General features: G+C 70.5%; 10 protein-coding genes. 6 read left to right on the plus strand and 4 right to left on the minus strand.

Translation table 11 applies throughout. The features are described 5' to 3' along the window. Positions 1 to 255 precede the first annotated feature (255 nt). Positions 256 to 1,167 (plus strand): hypothetical protein, encoded by a 912-nt coding sequence (locus KXC42_RS19560; RefSeq protein ID WP_219129421.1) that lies wholly within the window; start codon positions 256 to 258, stop codon positions 1,165 to 1,167. Positions 1,168 to 1,222: 55 nt separating this feature from the next. Here the strand turns inward: KXC42_RS19560 and KXC42_RS19565 are convergent, their stop codons facing one another. From KXC42_RS19565 to KXC42_RS19580, 4 genes are all read right to left on the minus strand, one after another. Then, positions 1,223 to 1,999, minus strand: a complete 777-nt coding sequence (locus KXC42_RS19565; RefSeq protein ID WP_006553030.1) for a MerR family transcriptional regulator — start codon at positions 1,997 to 1,999, stop codon at positions 1,223 to 1,225. A gap of 95 nt (positions 2,000 to 2,094) precedes the next feature. Continuing rightward, a complete protein-coding gene (locus tag KXC42_RS19570) occupies positions 2,095 to 3,558 on the minus strand; it encodes a dynamin family protein (protein ID WP_064256526.1) in 1,464 nt (487 codons plus the stop codon). Then, on the minus strand, positions 3,555 to 5,372 hold the full coding sequence (locus KXC42_RS19575; protein ID WP_064061282.1) for a dynamin family protein: 1,818 nt from the start codon (positions 5,370 to 5,372) through the stop codon (positions 3,555 to 3,557). The genes KXC42_RS19570 and KXC42_RS19575 overlap by 4 nt, the downstream gene beginning before the upstream one ends. Before the next feature lie 71 nt (positions 5,373 to 5,443). Then, on the minus strand, positions 5,444 to 7,432 hold the full coding sequence (locus KXC42_RS19580) for an IniB N-terminal domain-containing protein (protein WP_219129422.1): 1,989 nt from the start codon (positions 7,430 to 7,432) through the stop codon (positions 5,444 to 5,446). A gap of 264 nt (positions 7,433 to 7,696) precedes the next feature. Here KXC42_RS19580 and KXC42_RS19585 point away from each other — a divergent pair, with 264 nt between their 5' ends. The 5 genes from KXC42_RS19585 to KXC42_RS19605 all read left to right on the plus strand — a co-directional run bounded on the left by KXC42_RS19585 (position 7,697) and on the right by KXC42_RS19605 (position 16,516). Continuing rightward, positions 7,697 to 9,499 carry an Hsp70 family protein gene (locus KXC42_RS19585; protein ID WP_257605881.1) on the plus strand — a complete coding sequence of 601 codons (1,803 nt, stop codon included), beginning with the start codon at positions 7,697 to 7,699 and terminating at the stop codon, positions 9,497 to 9,499. 9 nt (positions 9,500 to 9,508) lie between these two features. Then, entirely contained in the window at positions 9,509 to 11,986 is a 2,478-nt protein-coding gene (locus KXC42_RS19590) for a LuxR C-terminal-related transcriptional regulator (protein ID WP_219129423.1), read from the plus strand. Further along, positions 11,977 to 13,572: a hypothetical protein gene (locus KXC42_RS19595; RefSeq protein ID WP_257605882.1), complete on the plus strand. Its 1,596-nt coding sequence runs from the start codon at positions 11,977 to 11,979 to the stop codon at positions 13,570 to 13,572. The genes KXC42_RS19590 and KXC42_RS19595 overlap by 10 nt, the downstream gene beginning before the upstream one ends. Positions 13,573 to 13,710: 138 nt before the next feature. Then, complete coding sequence (locus KXC42_RS19600; protein ID WP_219129424.1) at positions 13,711 to 15,042, plus strand: S1 family peptidase; 1,332 nt, start codon at positions 13,711 to 13,713, stop codon at positions 15,040 to 15,042. Positions 15,043 to 15,208: 166 nt separating this feature from the next. Next, positions 15,209 to 16,516 (plus strand): S1 family peptidase, encoded by a 1,308-nt coding sequence (locus tag KXC42_RS19605; protein ID WP_219129425.1) that lies wholly within the window; start codon positions 15,209 to 15,211, stop codon positions 16,514 to 16,516. Positions 16,517 to 16,563 lie beyond the last annotated feature (47 nt).

The following is a 16,563-nucleotide window of genomic DNA, read 5'->3' on the forward strand; positions in this document are numbered from 1 at the left end:
GTTGAGTCTTATGCGCTCAAGTTGTCTGACTCGTCCAACGGCAGGTCGTGGACTTTTGTTCCGAGGGTGGCGCACATCACTTCGATCGGTCGCATCTGCTCGATTCGAGGACCGATACCCGATGTCGACAACGCGCCACTGTCCGCACCGGTGCGCAAGGACGGGTTGTCCACAGGGACCCCGTCGATCCACAGGTGGTCGGGTCGAGGGCTTCGATGCTCCGGGTCCGTCGTCGCCGTACACGACCCTCACTGCATGGACGAACCGAACTTCCTTCTGCGCTCCGACCTGCTGGCCGGCGGGACGACCTCGGACGAGATCCGTCAGGCTGTCCGTGTGGGACGACTGCGGAACGTCACGCGCGGTGTGTACGTCGACGGTGGCGCGGACCTCGACCCGCTCACCCTGCACCATGCGCGCGTACTGGCGCGACAAGGACGGATCACCCCGGACGCCGTCGTCAGCCATGTCTCCGCTGCGGTGCTGCACGGCCTTCCTCTCTGGGACGTCGACCTCTCCCCGGTGCACATCAGCCGCGAACGGCCGTCGAGCGGACGCCGCACCCCGACCCTCCATGTACACAGGTGCACCTATCAACCCGACGAGGTCTGCGTCGTCGCGGGTCTGCGCACCACGACCGTCGCGCGGACGGTTGTCGACCTGGCACGAACACTGTCGGTGGACTCGGCAGTCATCGCCGGCGACGCGGCGCTGCGGGCGCATCCCCATATCGCGCGCCTGCTCCTCGATGCGCTGGCATCGTCCGGCATGCGGCACGGGATCGCCGCTGCCCGGCGGACCGTTGCTTTCCTCGACGGTCGCAGCGAAAGTCCCGGCGAGTCGCTCAGCCGACTACGGATCCGGTCGGCGGGGTTACCGGCGCCGAAGCTGCAGTACGAGCTGCGGACCCCTTCCGGAGCATTCGTCGCTCGTCCCGACTTCCTCTGGGAGGACGAAGGCGTGGTCGGGGAATTCGACGGAAGGAGCAAGTACGGCTCGGACGAGCCCGGCGCGACGGCCGAGACCGTCCATCGCGAGAAGCTGCGGGAGGATGCGATCCGGGCTCTGGGCTTCGAGGTCGTGCGATGGACGTGGGCGGATCTGTTCCGCTTCGAGGCCGTCCACGCCCGCCTGGTTCGCGCCGCCGGCAGAGCCCGTCGACGTTGATTGCACGATTCGGGGACGGATGCTCGATGACGACATCGAGCATCCGTCCCTGTGCTTACGTAGATCGCGCCTCGTTCGCCTTCGTGATGAACTCGATGTGTTCGCGACTCGGCCCGCAGAACTCCTGCTCGATCTGCTGCGCGTTGTCCTCGTGCATGCGGTAGAGGCTGTCGCGTAGGCCCTCGTCGCCGCCGTGGAACTGCTCGAGCAGATCCATCCATTGCCGTGCCATCTCCTGGGCCTCCGAACAGGCCGGATCCATCCCCGAACTCAGCGCAGCGTCGACACGCGGGATGAGTTCCTGCCACGACGTCTCTGCCGCCGTGATGACGTCGTCGCCCAGCATCGCGCGTCGTTCCGCGAGGTCTGCGATCTGTCCCTTGTCGAAATACCTTTCGAAGATGTCGTCCACTTCGATCACTCCTCGGATCACGTGAAGGAAGTCGGCGACCGATGCATCCGGCGACGTTCGGACCGTGCGGGAGAGCATCTCGACCTGCGCACGCAGCGTGCGGGTCGCCGCGAGCTGATCGTCCAGGTAGGCACGGTGCGCGTCGAGGATCTCCGACAGCGAGGTGTCGCCGTCGGTGACCGTGGCGATCGCGTCCAGTGACAGCCCGAGCTGACGCAGCGCCAGCACCTGGTACAGCCTCTCGACGTCCGACTCCTCGTACAGCCGATGGCCCGACGCCGTCCGACCCGACGGCCGCACGAGGCCTATGTCGTCGTAGTGATGCAGGGTCCGCACGGTCAGGCCTGTCTCCGCTGCGAGACGCCCCACCTTCCAGTGCTGTCCGGAACGTGTCTGCTGCCCGGAACCAGTCGCCGGCATCGTCCACCCACTTCCACCGGCACTCCGTGCGCCGGCACGATCGACGCTATGACCTCACGTTACGTGAGGTGCAAGCCGAATCGTTCGGCTACAGCTCACATCTGTCGGCCGGCTCCCGCGACCAGCCCTTCCGCACTGCGCGCCGCCACCGCTGCGGCTTTCGCAGTGAACGGATCGAGCAGCGGATGTTCGGCGCGGGATCGCCAGTGCCGCACCGCATCGACGGCCGCAGCGCGGATCTCGGCAGGTGACGCGTCGTCGGCGAGACCGAGGCGCCGGGTGGCGCCGATCCCGGATCCACCGACCACGCGCTGCAGCGCCTGGACCTCCTCGTCGGGCAGTGACACCGACGACGACCGCAGTCTGCCCAGCAGGCGGAGTTCGGCGAAGCCGTGGTCGTCGGCCAGTTCGCGTCGCACGGCTCCCAGCAGCTCGTGGTCGCCGCACGCGTGCAACACCCGCTCGAGCGCCAGCAGCGCCGAATGGGTCTTGAGCTGATCGGCACGCTGACCGAACTGCACGTCGATGACCTGACGCAGCTCGTCGAGCCCGCTGCGCGCGACGAGTTCGGCGGCGAGGGACGGTGAATCGCGCGCGCCGAGCTGCACGAGCAGCACTGCGGTGCGGATGCCGAACAGACCGAACCGGTCGACGAGACGTGCCCGCATCCCGGGGTCGACGGGCAGGTCGACGTCGGGCCGCGCGAAACGGTCGGCCGACAGCATCGCGACCTGCAGTTGTTCCACCGGCACCTGTGCGAGCGCCTCGAAGGCCGCGAACTCGTTCTGCCGCAGGGTCCGTGCGGCGAGGGCGAGCAACCCGGCGACCGGCACGACCGCCTGGCACAGTCCGGTGCGTTCGAGTTCGTCGGTGAACCTCGCCGCGACCTGCTTCGCCGACATCATCGCGTCGGCACGACCCGCACCGACCTCGTCGGCGCGCGATACCACCCCGACGATGCCGAGCGGTCCCGATCCCCCGCCGACGTGCCGGCCGATCCGTTCGAGGAACTCGACGTCGGCGGCTCCGAGCGAACGCATCAGGTAGACGACGGCGTCGGCACCGGAGGCCGATTCCTCCGGGGTGAGCAGCGCCAGGGTCCGCGCCGACACGTCCTGCGACAACGACGACGTGCCCGGGGTGTCGATGATGGTGGTCTGCGCCAGCGCGCTGGCCGGCCATTCGACGTCGATGAAGTCGACGCGGTCGGCGGTGAGTTCGCCGAGGTCGAAGGTCAAACGGCCGTCGGGACGCTGCACGGGCACCGGCATGCGGCGGTTCCCGTCGTACCAGGCGTTCACCGACGGCACGGGTCCGTTGCGGTACCAGGTGACGACGCGCGTGCACTCCGTCGCGTCGGTGGGCGCGATGTCCTGTCCTACAAGCGCATTGAGTAGGGTCGACTTGCCGGCCTTGAGCGATCCGGCGAGCGCGATCCGCAACGGCTGATCGAGTCGCGCGGCGCAGTGGTCGAGCCGGTCCGCGACGGCCGGGTTCCCGCCGTACGACGCGCGTGCCCGGTCGAGCAGGTCGCGGGCGCGCGAGAGAGTCGGGGTCACGCCGACACTCCCGCGAGTTCCGCGGCGCGCTCGCGCAATCGGCCCAGTTCCGCGACCTGCGTGTCGAGTTCACCGATCCGACGGCGGCGTTCCTGTTCCTGCACGGTCGCGGCCTGGCGGGCCGCTTCGAGCGACTCGTCGAGCGAACGTAGTGTCTGCTCTGCGATCTCGGTGAAGTGATCGCGCAACTGACGCTGGATGAGCCGGAGCCGGTCCTTCGATTCCTTGCCGACCTGGAAGCTCACGTCGTCGGTGAAGGCGCGGATCGCGCTCTTCGCGTCGACGCGGCGCTTGGCGAGCCGCACCTGCTTGTCGTCGCGATACGCCTTGGTACCCAGGACAACGCCGGCTCCCACCGAGATCGGGTTCACGAGCGCCATCCCCATCAGGGTGGTGACGAGACCGAACATCAGCACGCCACCGTAAGAACCCTTCATGCCGACGAGTACCTTCTGACCGATACCGATCCGGCCCGATTCGAGATCGGACAGGTTCTCGACGGGCTCGAGCAGTCTCGACAGGTCGCCGAGATGCAACGACGGCAAGGAGTCGTCGTCGAGTGCGAAGTGCTCGGCGACCTTGCCTGCGAGCGCCTCGGCGCGTTCGTGCGCCCACACGAAGTTGTCACCGACGGATTCGGCGACCTGTTCGGCGAGCCACTGCCCCAGCCGCGGCCATTCCTTGCCCGGATCACAGTCGTCCACGGACGCTTCGGCGTCGCGGGTCACCGTGCGCAGCCGGTCGCGCAGGTCGTGGTCGATGTCGGCCGCGAGATCGGCGATGCCGTCCGACAACGTGATCTGCCACCGCGCCGCCCGCGTCCGCAATGCCTCGGTCGCGGCGCGTGCCCGGTGCAGGTCCTCGATCGCGGCGTTCCCGGAGTCGGGGTCGCGCAGGGCGGCGAGTTCGCTCTCGCATCCGAGCGCGAGATGGTCGACGACGGTCTTCACGTCGTGCGCCACCGACAGTCGCGCCGAGTCGGCGTTGCGCGCGACCACCTGTTCGCGCAGGAAGTCGTAGATCGCGTCGAAGCCGGATTCCTGCTGCAGCGAGGCGTCTTCGGTGCGCAGGGCGTACTCGCGCAGCAGGGACGAGACGGGCAGCAGCGGCAGGTCGATCCCCGCTCGCTGCAGGTGTTCGCGGTCGGCGTCGACGATCGCGCGCCAGTGCGGATACACGTCCGTCTTGGTGACGAGCACCGCCGACGCCGGGCACAACGTCTGCACCTGTCGCAGGAACGACATCTCCGGTGCGGTGAACTCCTGACTCGCATCCGAGACGACGAAGACCGCATCCGCGGTGGCCAGGAGCGTCAATGTGGCTGCTGTGTGCGGATTTCCGTGGCCTCCCACACCCGGGGTGTCGACGAACACGAGTCCGTCGGCGAGCAGCGGACTCGGCACACTCACCTCGAGCCGGTCGACGTCCCGGCCGGCGCTGCGCGGCGCGACCTGCTGCAGGTCGTCGAAGGGCACGGCGATGCGCGGCGCCGAACCGGTCGGGACGAGTTCGGCGGACGGCTCCTGCCCGTGTTGCACGAGCGTGGGGACCGCGGTGGTCTCGTCGTCGCCGACGGAACACACCTCGAGGCCGAGCAGAGCGTTCACGAACCGGCTCTTGCCCTGGTTCAGACCCCCGACGACGACCACCCGCAGTCGCGGGTCGGAGACCTTCGTACGGGCGGCCGTCAACCGGTCGGTGAGATCGTTGCGCCTGGCGCTGCGAGATCGCGCGATCGCGGAGTCGATCAGGTCGAGGAGCGCTCGGCGTCTCGAAGGATCGGATGGATGCTGCGTATCCGGTGAATGCTGCATGGGCTGCGTCGACTCGCCTTCCGTCGGTGCGGGCTCCGGACATTATGTCCCGGAGCCCGCACCGCTGCGGGTCAGGGCAGCAGTTCGTCGAGCTCGGTGGAGTCGGTGGCGCCGAGAGAGGAGTCGCCGCCGAGACCGGAGGTCGCGGTGAGACCACCCTCGCCGAACAAGCCCGCAGCTCCCGAGGCAGAGCCGAAGACGTCCTCGCCGACCGATGCCCAGCTGTCCGCACCGCCCGACAGGGCCGTATCGACCCCGCCCGACAGGGCCGTCCCCACCTGCGTGGACAGCTCGGCACCGAGGTCGGCTGCGCTCTCCAGACCGCCGGAGACACCGAGGTCGGCAGCCGCGCCCAGGTCTGCTGCACCACCGAGATCCAACCCGTTCTCGACATCGGTGGCTGCACCCAGATCGACGGACGTTCCCAGTCCACCGGCCGCGCCGATCCCCGAGCCGATCGCCGCGCCGAGGTCCGCTCCCACGTTCACTCCGGCCCCGAGTTCCGCCGCCGCGTCCAGTGCGCCGTCGAGGGCGTAGCCGAGCTGACCGGTGGCTTCGGCACCGGCATCGAGGCTGCCGCCGATCGTCGACGCGAGCTGCGTGCCGAGATCGGCCCCCGCATCGAGGGACGCCGACCCTGCGGCCGTCTCGAGTGCACTGCCGAGTTGCAGGCCGAGCTCGGCGCCGGCCGAGCCGCCGGTCGCGAAGGTCGAGCCGAGGACGGACGACAGATCCGATCCGAGGTTCGTCCCCGCCTGCACGGTCGAATCGACGGTCGCGCCGATACCGGTGGTCGAGCCGATGGCGACGTTCAGCGCCGACGACAGTTCGGTGGCCGCGGTGGTCTCGAGGCCGAGCGCACCTCCGAGCACCCCGCCGACCAGCGTGCCGAGTTCGACGCCCGCCCCGGCCTCAGCGTCGATCTCACCGCCACCCGAGAGGACCGCGTCGAGGTCGACACCGCCGAGCAGACCGCCCTGCGCGCTGTTCTCGATGACGGTCCCCAGCGCGGCGCCGAGATCGGCCGCAGCTCCACCGCCCGCTCCGAGCAGGGCCGAGAGGGACGCACCGAGGCCGAGCGTCGCGCCCACACCGGCGTCGAGACCGGCGGAAAGGTCGGTTCCCAGTCCGGCGCCGAGATCGGCCACACCACCGAGGACGCCGCCCAGGCTCGTGCCGAGCGCGCCGGTCAGTTCCGTGCCCACGCCGAGAACGCCACCGAGGGTCGTGCCGAGTGCGGCACCGAGTTCGGCGCCGCCCTCGAGGGCCGCGGTGAGTTCGGTCGAGAAGGTGCCGCCGACGTCGACGGCCGATTCCAGCAGGCCACCGAGGGCAAGCCCGATGTCGGCGCCGAGGGTGCCGCCGATGCCCAAGGCTCCTTCGAGGGTCGTGGCGAGATCTGCGCCGAGGCCGCCCGAGGCCTCGACGGCCGCGTCGATCGCCGCGGCCAGGTCTGCAGCGGCACCGACGCCCAGGCCGAGCCCACCTTCGAGCGCTCCGGCGACGGCACCTCCGACGTCGAAGGATCCGCCGAGTTCGAGGCCTGCGTCGAGAGCACCACCGAGCGCTGCACCCAGGGAAGCGCCGAGTTCGCCACCGGCTTCGAGCGCCGCTCCGAGCTGCGCACCGAGGTCGACGACGATCCCGGTCTGCGCGCCGACGGTCCCGCCGAGGTCCAGTCCGCCGCCGAGGTTAAGTCCACCACCGAGACCCAGGCCCCCACCGAGGCCTGCTCCGACACCGAGGCCCAGGCCGGCGGCGCCACCGAGGCCCACTGCGCCACCGAGGCCCGCTGCTCCGCCCAGACCGGCTGCGGCGGTGCCTACGATCGACGCCCCGACGTTCGCCGCACCGTTCAGCGCTGCGGTCAGTTCGGCGGCGGTTCCGGCGAACAGACCACTGTCCGCAACGAGCGGGGCGACGGCGACGATGTCGGCGTGGCACACGCTGTCCAATCCGGCTTCGGCGAGGACGGCCTCGGGGTTGTTGCAGTACCGGGCGAGTTCCTTCTCGTCACGGAACAGGCTGAGGATGAAGTCGAGTACGGCGTTGGTGGCCATCGCGTGTCTCCTGAGTCGTCGGGATCTACGGACGACGCTACGAAACGGCCGGTCGCGGGCACAGGGGGTGCGGCCCCCTGCCCGCCGTCACCCGTTAGGGGATCGGGGTTCGGGGGCATGGGGGTCGTTAGGGGACAGTCCCTACGATCGGGCCGGTGGCGGCGTGGGCGCTAACGGGCCGCGCGGCGGGAACGACAGGCTCATCGAGACCGAACGGTGGAGCGAGATCGCGGACCGATGTCCGCCCAGAACACGGGAGCGTGCATGTATTCAGGACTCGGCGTCACGATCGGGGCGGCCAACTCGGTGGCCCTCACCGTCCTCGACCAGCCCCGATCCGGCGATCCCAGCGTTCTGTCGATCCCCACCGAACTCCACCTCCCCGAGGGCGGGGCCCCCGTCCTCGGCGCCCCGACCCCCGGTGCGCAGGTGTTCTCCGGCTATGCGGCCCGGGTGGGCGATCCGGTCGGCATCCTCGCCGAGGACGGCTCCACCTACCTGGGTGAGGATCTCGTCGCGTCGACCGTGGCCTGCCTGCAGTACCGCACCGGCACCTCCGATGTGCCGACGATGCTGGCACATCCCGCCGCGTGGTCGGCTCACACCGTCGAGGCCCTGTGCGCCGCGCTCGTCCGGGCGGGCGTCACTGCACGGACGATCCCCGAACCGATCGCGGCGGTGCGCTGGCTCGACGCCACACACGGGCCGCTGGGAGACGACGTGACGGTGGTCTACGACCTCGGTGCGCGCAGCCTCGACGTCACCGTCGTGCAGGGCGGCGCCCATCCCATGCTGCTGGGCCGCCCGTTGAGCAGCGACGACGTCTCCGGCGACCATTTCGACCATCTCGTCACGACCTATCTGCTGGAAACGCTCGGCGGGGACTCGACCGGCCTCGATCCGTTCGATTCCGCGACCGTCGCGGCACTCGCCGACTTCCGCGGTCGGTGCCGCGCGGCGAAGGAGGCACTGTCCAGCGACACCGAGACGGTGGTGCCGGTCGCGCTGCCCGGCCTGCACCGCGACCTGCGTCTGGTGCGCAGCGAGTTCGAGGAACTCGCCCGGGAACCGCTCGGGGCGTCGCTCGCCGTGGTGCAGGACGCGATCCGCGGGGCCGGGCTCGATCGTGCGGACATCGGACGCGTACTGCTGATCGGTGGTGGCTCGTCCACCCCGCTCGTCGCCGAACTGATCTCGTCGGAGCTGGGTCTGCCGATCGTCTCGTCGGCGCGACCGGCCTTCACCGCAGCGCATGGGGCCGCGCTTGCGGCAGCCGCGGACGGTGCCCCGACTGCCGCGGTGCCGATGACGCCTCCTGCATCTGTCGTCGACGACGAGCCCGAGACCGTCGCGCTCCCGGTGGTGCCCGCCGCTGAGGCGCCGCCGGTCGCCGCCGCGCATCGGCCTGCGGTCGTCGACACCGGGTCCGGCACACCCTCACGCGCCCGTGCCCGCTCGTTCGCGCTGGTGGGTGCCGCTGTCGCTGCCGTCGTCGTCCTCGCCGGGGGTGGACTGGCGATCGGCACCCTGTCGTCGGAGGCCGAGACACCCGGTTCGGAGGTGGGTCCGTCGAGCGAGGTCGTGGCCGGCAACTCGACCACCACCGCGACCGTCCCCGGTACGACCGTTCCCGGCACGACCGGCGCGCAGCCGTCCGAGGCGGGAACCACCGCCCCGATCGGGGTGCAGGGACCGGACGGCACCGTGACCGCTGTCCCGGTCGCCGCGACGCCCGCTTCCGGCGCCGCACCCACCGGCGCTGTACCTGCACCGGACCCGACCGCTCCCGCACCGGTGACAGCCGGGGAGGCCACGCAGGCACCCCAGCCGGCACCGCAACCTGCCCCAGCACCCGCCCCCGCTCCGGCACCGGCACCCGCCCCTCAGCCTGCGCCGCAACCCACCGCACCCACCGCGCCGAGCACGGGCGGAAGCCGTGTCGGCGAAGCCCTCTCGGGCGCCGGCCAGGGTGCGGGTGCGGTCGTCGAAGGTCTGGGCAACGGCGTCGGCGGCCTGCTCGGAGGCACCGGGCAGGCTGTGGGCGGACTGCTCGGAACCGGACGCTGACCGATCCCGATGACGTCCGCTCCCGCTCCTCCGCGACGCCCGGTCCCCCGGGAGGTCACGCGTGCCCTGACCGCGGCCGCTCCCCCGCGACTGCTGCTCGTCGGCGGCACCGGAAGCGGGAAGTCCGCCGTACTCGCTTCGCTCCGAACCGATCTCGGCGACACCCGCATCGTCGACGACGCGCACCGCATGACCGCCGCGGAACTGCACGAGCTCGTCGACCACGTCCGGAATGCGCCGACGGGAATCGTCGTGGCCACCGAAGCTCGACCCCACCGAGCCGAGATGCGTTCGCTGACCGCAGCGTTCGCGGGAAACGGGACAGTGGTGGAACTGGGCTCGTGGACGCCCCGTGAGATCGCCGGTCGCGCGGCATCGTTCGAGCTTCGGCTCGCGCCACCCCAGGTGCGTGCCCTGCACCGCCTGACGGGCGGCGTACCGCATCTCGTCGACACCGCCCTCGAAGCCGTGCGGACGGAGGCCGATGTCCGGCAGGCCGTCGAGGAGGGGATCCGCCGGCAGCTCCTCGCCGATCTCGATCTCACCGCAGCCCTCGCGCTCGTCGATCTCGGTGCGGCGCTCGATCCCGGCGAACTCTCCGCCGTACTCGAGGTACCCGCCGAGCGGGCCCTCGATCTCGTCGACGCGGCCCGCGCGAGCGGTCTGCTCGGGGCCGATGCAGCGAGTCTCACTGCGGGAGCGAGCGGCGTGCCCGCCGCGGTCCTCGGGAGACACAACCTGTTCGCCGTCGCCCGCCGCCTCCTCGCGACACGCATCGACGCCGGAACACTCACGCCGCACCTCGCCCGGGGGCTCGCCACGATCGGCCTCACCGATCCGCATCTCGCCCGACGGCTCGTGGAGTTCGCGGTCGACGCAACGCCGCGCGAGGCCGCCGATCTTCTCGACGCCGCGGTACCGGCGGGAGCCGATCCCGATGCCCTCGCAGTGCGACGCGCCGAAGTCGCCTTTGCGGCAGGGGATCTCGAGCGAGCCGAGCAGGTCACCGACCGGCTGCTCGACCGCGCCGACACGGTGGACGTCGACGACGTGCGCGCCGCCACCCGGATCTCCGCGAGTATCGCCGCGCATCGCGGCATGCTCGACCGCAGCGCCGACCTGTTCGAATGGCTCGGCCCCGAACGGGTCGGTACGGACGCTCCTCTCGCCGCCACAGTGCTGCTCGCCGCCGGACGCTCCTCGGCCGCAGAACGTCTCCGCGGTGCCGCCGTCTCGGGTGCGCCGACCTCTGCGGCCTCCGCCGCACGACTGCTCGAGGAGGGCCTGCGCGAATCCGTCGGAGGCGACGGCCGGATCGCGATGAATCACCTCGCCCGCGCATTGACGAGCCTCGGATCCGACGGTTCGTTGCGCGCCTGGCCCGACACGGTCGACGCCGTCGCCGCACTGCTGTGTCTGCACTCGGGCGAACTCGGGTACGCACGCGCGATCCTCGACCGTCCGGAGACTCCCACCGTGCGCAATCGCATCCTGGTGGCGTGGACCGAGATGCTCGGCGGTGATCTCACCGCCGCCGCGGCGACCGCCGAAGCCGTCGCTCCCGAGGTGACCGGGCAACGCAATCTCCTCTTCTTCCACGCCCTGCAGGTCGGGCTGGCGCGACGCAACGCCGACCTCGGAGCGTTGACGGTGCGATGGCAGGCCGCGCAGGCGGTCGTCGCCGAGTACTCCGTCGACCTGTTCGGATTGCTGCCCCTGGGTGAACTGTGGCTGGCCGCCGTCCGCCTCGGGGAGTCCGCGCGGGTCGCGCACCTCGTCGTCGGTGCCCGTGCGCTGCTCACCACCCTCGGCGAGCCACCGCTGTGGGGTGCGGCGCTGCACTGGTACGGAGTGCAGGCCGCGATCGCCGCGGACCGTCCGGCCGACCTTGTCCCGCACGCCCGCGCGCTCGCCCTGGCCGCGGAGACCACTGCCTACGCCGCGGTGCTCGCGCGGGCCGGGCATGCATGGCTCTCGGTGCTGCGCGGTGAGGTCGACGCGACGCGCATCCGCGAGGCGGCCGAGTCCCTCGCGTCCGTGGGTCTCCCGTGGGACGGCGCGAAGCTCGCGGGAGAAGCAGCGCTCCGGACGGACGACACCACCGTCGCCACCGGATTGCTGCAGGTCGCGCGGACGATCCGGCAGGACGGCCCGGCCGGTCGCGCACCGGTCGACGTCGCCCCCGCCGCTCCCCCGAGCGTTCCGGACGAATCACCCCTCGGCGCACGGGAGAAACCGGGTGCACTGTCCGAGCGCGAGGCGCAGGTGGCCGACCTGGTGGTTTCGGGCCTCACCTACCGAGAAGTCGGGAACCACCTGTACATTTCCGCGAAGACCGTGGAACATCATGTCGCCCGTATCCGGCGCCGACTCGGTGCCGGTTCCCGCTCGGAGCTCCTGTCACTGCTCCGAGCCATGGGGCACGGCGCAGATGTATCCCGTCACATGCACTCCGACCGGAATGGAGGAAAGCCGGCATGTCCGTAGGCGTTGGCCTGAGGGTGGGGACCACCGTGTCGTCGGTTGCGGTCACCTCACCGACGCCGGGACGGCCGGACCCCGCACCGATCGAGCGGTTCACCGCCGTCCACCTGCATTCCGACGGCACCGCGACGCTGGGCGACCACGACGTCGTCGACGGGCACACCAGTTCCTTCACCGGCTTCGTCGACCGCCTCGGCCACTCCGGCGGTGTCCGCGCCAACGACGGGTCACTCTCCCGCGCCGAAGACCTGGTCGCAACGGCCATGGAATGTCTCCTCGCCGACGCAGCCTCCCTCATCGGCGACACCCCGTACACGGCTGTGGCGACGCATCCCACCGACTGGCCGAGCTCGACGGTCGCGGTGCTGCGCAACGCCCTCGACTACGTCGGGTTGCGTCACGTCTCGCTCGTCTCCGACGCCGAGGCCGCCGCGGCATGGTTCGAATCGCAGGTCGCGCACCAGACCGGACGGCTCCTCGCGGTCTACCACATCGACCCGCAGGGCTCGACCGTCACGCTCGTGCGCTCTGGAGTCGCGGCGGGTAAGGCCTTCCGATTCCCTGAGGACGACGCTCCGTCGGTCGCCGCGCAGCTCTCGTCGGCGCTCGGCGCGTTCGGCTGGCTCGTGAGCAACCTCGACGCCATCGTCGTCACGATCGACGAAGCAGTCGATCCGAGCGCCGCGCAGCTCGTCGCACAGTCGGTGAAGACCGGTCTCGGTGTGCGGTGTGCTTTGGCGCCCGCCCCGCACCAGACGATGGTGCGGGGCGCCGCTCTCGCCGCGGCCGCCGGCTCGGTCGACCTCCTCGGTTCGACGCAGATCCTGCCCACCGCCAAGCTCACCGAACCGCGACGCAGCGAACTCGACCCCGAGATCACCGCGGTGATCTCGAAGATCACCGCGACTCCCCCTCCGGGCGCCACGCCCGCTGCCGCCGCGGCGAACACGCCGAAGGCGACGGTCGCCGCCGTCGCAGCCGGAGATGCCGCCGACGAGAAGCCCTCGGGTCGCTCGTCGAAGGTCACGGCCATCGCGGCGGCTGCGGCGATCGCGTTGCTGGTAGGCGTCGGCGCGTTGGTGTTCGGGCTGCGGGACTCCCCGACGGCCACCGCGGGCACGCAGGTCGCCGAGACCCCGACCGCACCCGCGACCACGACGACCTCGAAGTCGAGCAAGCCGCCGGCTCCCCGCAGCACCGAGGAGACCACCACCGAGGAGTCGACCGAGCCGGCCACCGCCGAGCAGACGGTCCCGGTGGCCCCGCCGGTCGTGCAGCAGACCTGGGTCGATCCCACCACCGGCACGAGCGAACAGTCCTCGTCGTCGTCGTCGCCCGGCTCGACCACCTCGAGCACGTCCTCAACCACCTCGAGCACCGGCTGGTCGCGGCGGAACCAGCCCGATGATTCCTCGGGTGGCGGACGCGGCAGTGGTGGCAGTGGCGGGAGCGGTGGCAGTGGCGGGAGCGGTGGCAGTACGACCACCACGACGACCCAGCCGACGACCGCCCCGACCGATCCCGACCCTTCTGAGGAACCGCCCTCGCCGGACATTCCGGAAACGACAGAGACTGAGACCGGCAGCTAGACAGCGCGGGTATCCGAGTGGTGACCTACGGCACTATCGGCGGTCGCCGGGCCGTCCCGTAGGCTGTCCCGCGGGTCGGCTCGCCGATTCCACGAAGCACCTGTTCAAGAGCACATCGAGCACACATGAAAGGCCTCCATGCGTCTCTCGTCGGCGTCGCGCGCCGCAGTCCGTTCCACCACCCGCCGCGTCGCAGTCGCAGCGGCCTCCGCGGTTGTGCTGGCCGTGCCTCTGAGCGCCACAGCGAACGCCGCGCCCGCCGAACAGTTGCCTTCCGCTGAACTTCCCGCCGAGCTCGTCGAAGCGATCCAGCGCGACCTGGGTCTGACGCCCGAGGAATACCTCGATCGCGCCGCGCGGGCGCAGGAACTCGGTGACTACGCCCGCGACTTCCGTTCCGAGCGTCCCTCCGAGTTCGCAGGCGCCTGGCTCGGCGAGGACGGCAAGCCCGTCATCGCCGTCACGAACCCCGTGGCCGCAGAGGAGGCAGCCCAGGACGGCTACCGGGCGACGGTCGCGCCGGTCTCGGCCGACGGACTCGAGCAGGCCCTCGCCGAACTGAACCGCTGGGTGGCGGGGCTCCCGCGCGAGGTGTCGTCGCAGATCAACTCCGCGTCGATCGATGTGCTCAACAACCAGATCGTCCTCGACATCGTGAACTCGCCGATCGGGCGCGCGCTGAACCTGCCGTCGCTGGTGGCGAACGTGCAGGTCCAGTTGTCGCCGGGCATGCCGCCGAACGATCCGGCCCCGATGGGTGGCGACACCTACATCACCGCCGACGGTGACGTCCGCGCCACGCCCATCGAGCGCATCGGCATCTGCTCGTTCGGCTTCAACGGTGTCGACGCCGACGGCGACGCCGTCAACCTCACCGCCGGTCACTGCGACGCGGTCGCTCGTTCCGACGGTGGTTCGACGGTCTACCTGCCCAACCGCGCGAACATCGACGAGAGCGTCCGGATCGGCAAGTTCACCGAGTCCACGGTCGGTACCGACAGCACCCTCGACTACGGCATCGTCTCGCTCGACAAGGCCGGCGTCGAGGCGGGCCTGGACCGCCCGTCGGTTCGCGGCGGCAACGGCTCGACCCTCACGGTCACCGGCACGGCCGTTCCGGTCGTCGGCGCGCCCGTCTGCAAGTCGGGACAGTCGTCGTCGTTCACGTGCGGGCTCGTCGTCGCCGATCGCATCGAGACCCAGCTGACCTACGACTCGGGCTTCTCGAGCACCATCCGCGGCTTCGCGACCTCCGCCTGCACCCTCGCGGGTGACAGCGGGGGTGCCATCGTCACCGGCACCCTCGCCCTCGGTGTGATCAGCGGATCGAACAGCGCCGGCGCACCGAACTGCGTCGAGGCGAATCTGGTACTCGCGCCCAACGGTGGCACCTCCAGCCTCGGCATCCCGATCCAAGAGATCGAGAACGCCACCGGCGCCCGAGTTCGTACTGCGGCGAACCCGTCATAATGCCCGGAACACCCGGGCCGTTCGTCACAACAGTCACACGAGTCTCATACGTAACCGAGAAGTAGCTACGTACTTCCGCGATCACCCCTTAGGATCGGACGGACGCCGATCCGCGGGGGAACGGCGCCTTCGCGCGTGCATGCGCGAAGGAACGAGAAAGGTATCCATGCGACGCACCTTCGCACGTCGGACGGCCGTCATCGGTTCGACCGCACTGCTGCTCCTCGGCCCTGCCGTTGCCATCGCGCAGGCCGAACCCGAGACCGAACCGGCGCAGACATCGTCTCTGCCGGCCGAGCTCGTCGAGGCGTTGCAGCGCGACCTGAACATCGATGCCGAGCGCTTCCTCGCCGATGCGCAGCGCAGCCAGGATCTCGCCGCGTTCGCCGAGAAGGCACGGGAGCAGTTCGAAGCCGTCTTCGCCGGTGTGTGGCTGGACGACCAGGGCACCGCCACCGTCGGCCTCACCGAAGGTGACGGCTTCGAGGAGGCCCGCAAGGCCGCCGAGGATGCCGGATTCACCGTCGCCGAGACCGAGCGCAGCGAGGACGCCCTCGAAGATCAGCTCGGCGCGCTGGGCGACTGGCTCGAGACCCAGCCGCCCGCCGTCGCCGACGTCATCCGCGGCATCGCCATCGACGTGGTCAACAACGATGTCGTCGTGCGCACCGACAACGTGTCCGGCGTCGAGCTCCCCGACTTCCTCGACGGCGTGCGCGTGCTGTTCGCTCCCGCCGAACTGACCCCGGAGGGCGCAACCGACCTGCAGCCCATCGCCGGTGGTCTCGGCGCGCCCGACGCGCTCTTCGGCGGCGACGCCTATGCCGCGCTCGGTGCCGGCGAAGGGCTCCGTTGCTCGCTCGGCTTCAACGCCGAGGACGGCAGCGGACGTCCTGTGAACATCACCGCCGGTCACTGCGACCCCAACCGCGCCCAGGCCGGTACGCGATGGGCGTCCCAGGTCCACCAACTCGTCGGCGAGAACCTGGGTCAGCACCTCGGCTCGTTCGAGAAGACGGTGCTCGACCGCAGCGACTACGCGCTGATCCGTCCCTCCGCCGAGGCCGCAGCCCGCTTCGAGAACAACGGCGTGCGCGTTCCGTTCGCCGCTCCGCTGACCATCACGGGCGTCGCGGATCCCGTCGTCGGTGCTCCGGTCTGCAAGTCGGGCCTGCGCACCGGCTACAGCTGCGGTGTCGTGACCGCCACCGGCCAGAACGTCGAGATCGGCCACCGCGTGCTCGAGAACGGCATCTCCACCAACCTGTGCGCCCTGCAGGGCGACAGCGGTGGCACCCTCGTCACCGGCACTCTCGCCCTCGGCATCTCCAGCGCCTCGAACGTCGGCCAGTACGGCATGTGCGAGATCGCCGGGTTCGTCAGCGGCCTGCTCGGTGAGAGCCCTGAACTGTTCGCCACGCCGATCAAGACGGTCCTGGCCGAGAACCCGGGCCTGAAGGTCCGCACCTGGTAGGACGAACCCATACGACGACGAGGCCCGGCTTCCGCACCGCGGAGGCC

It is taken from the genome of Rhodococcus sp. LW-XY12, assembly GCF_019317345.1.
GTDB classification, from domain to species: Bacteria; Actinomycetota; Actinomycetes; order Mycobacteriales; family Mycobacteriaceae; genus Rhodococcus; species Rhodococcus pyridinivorans.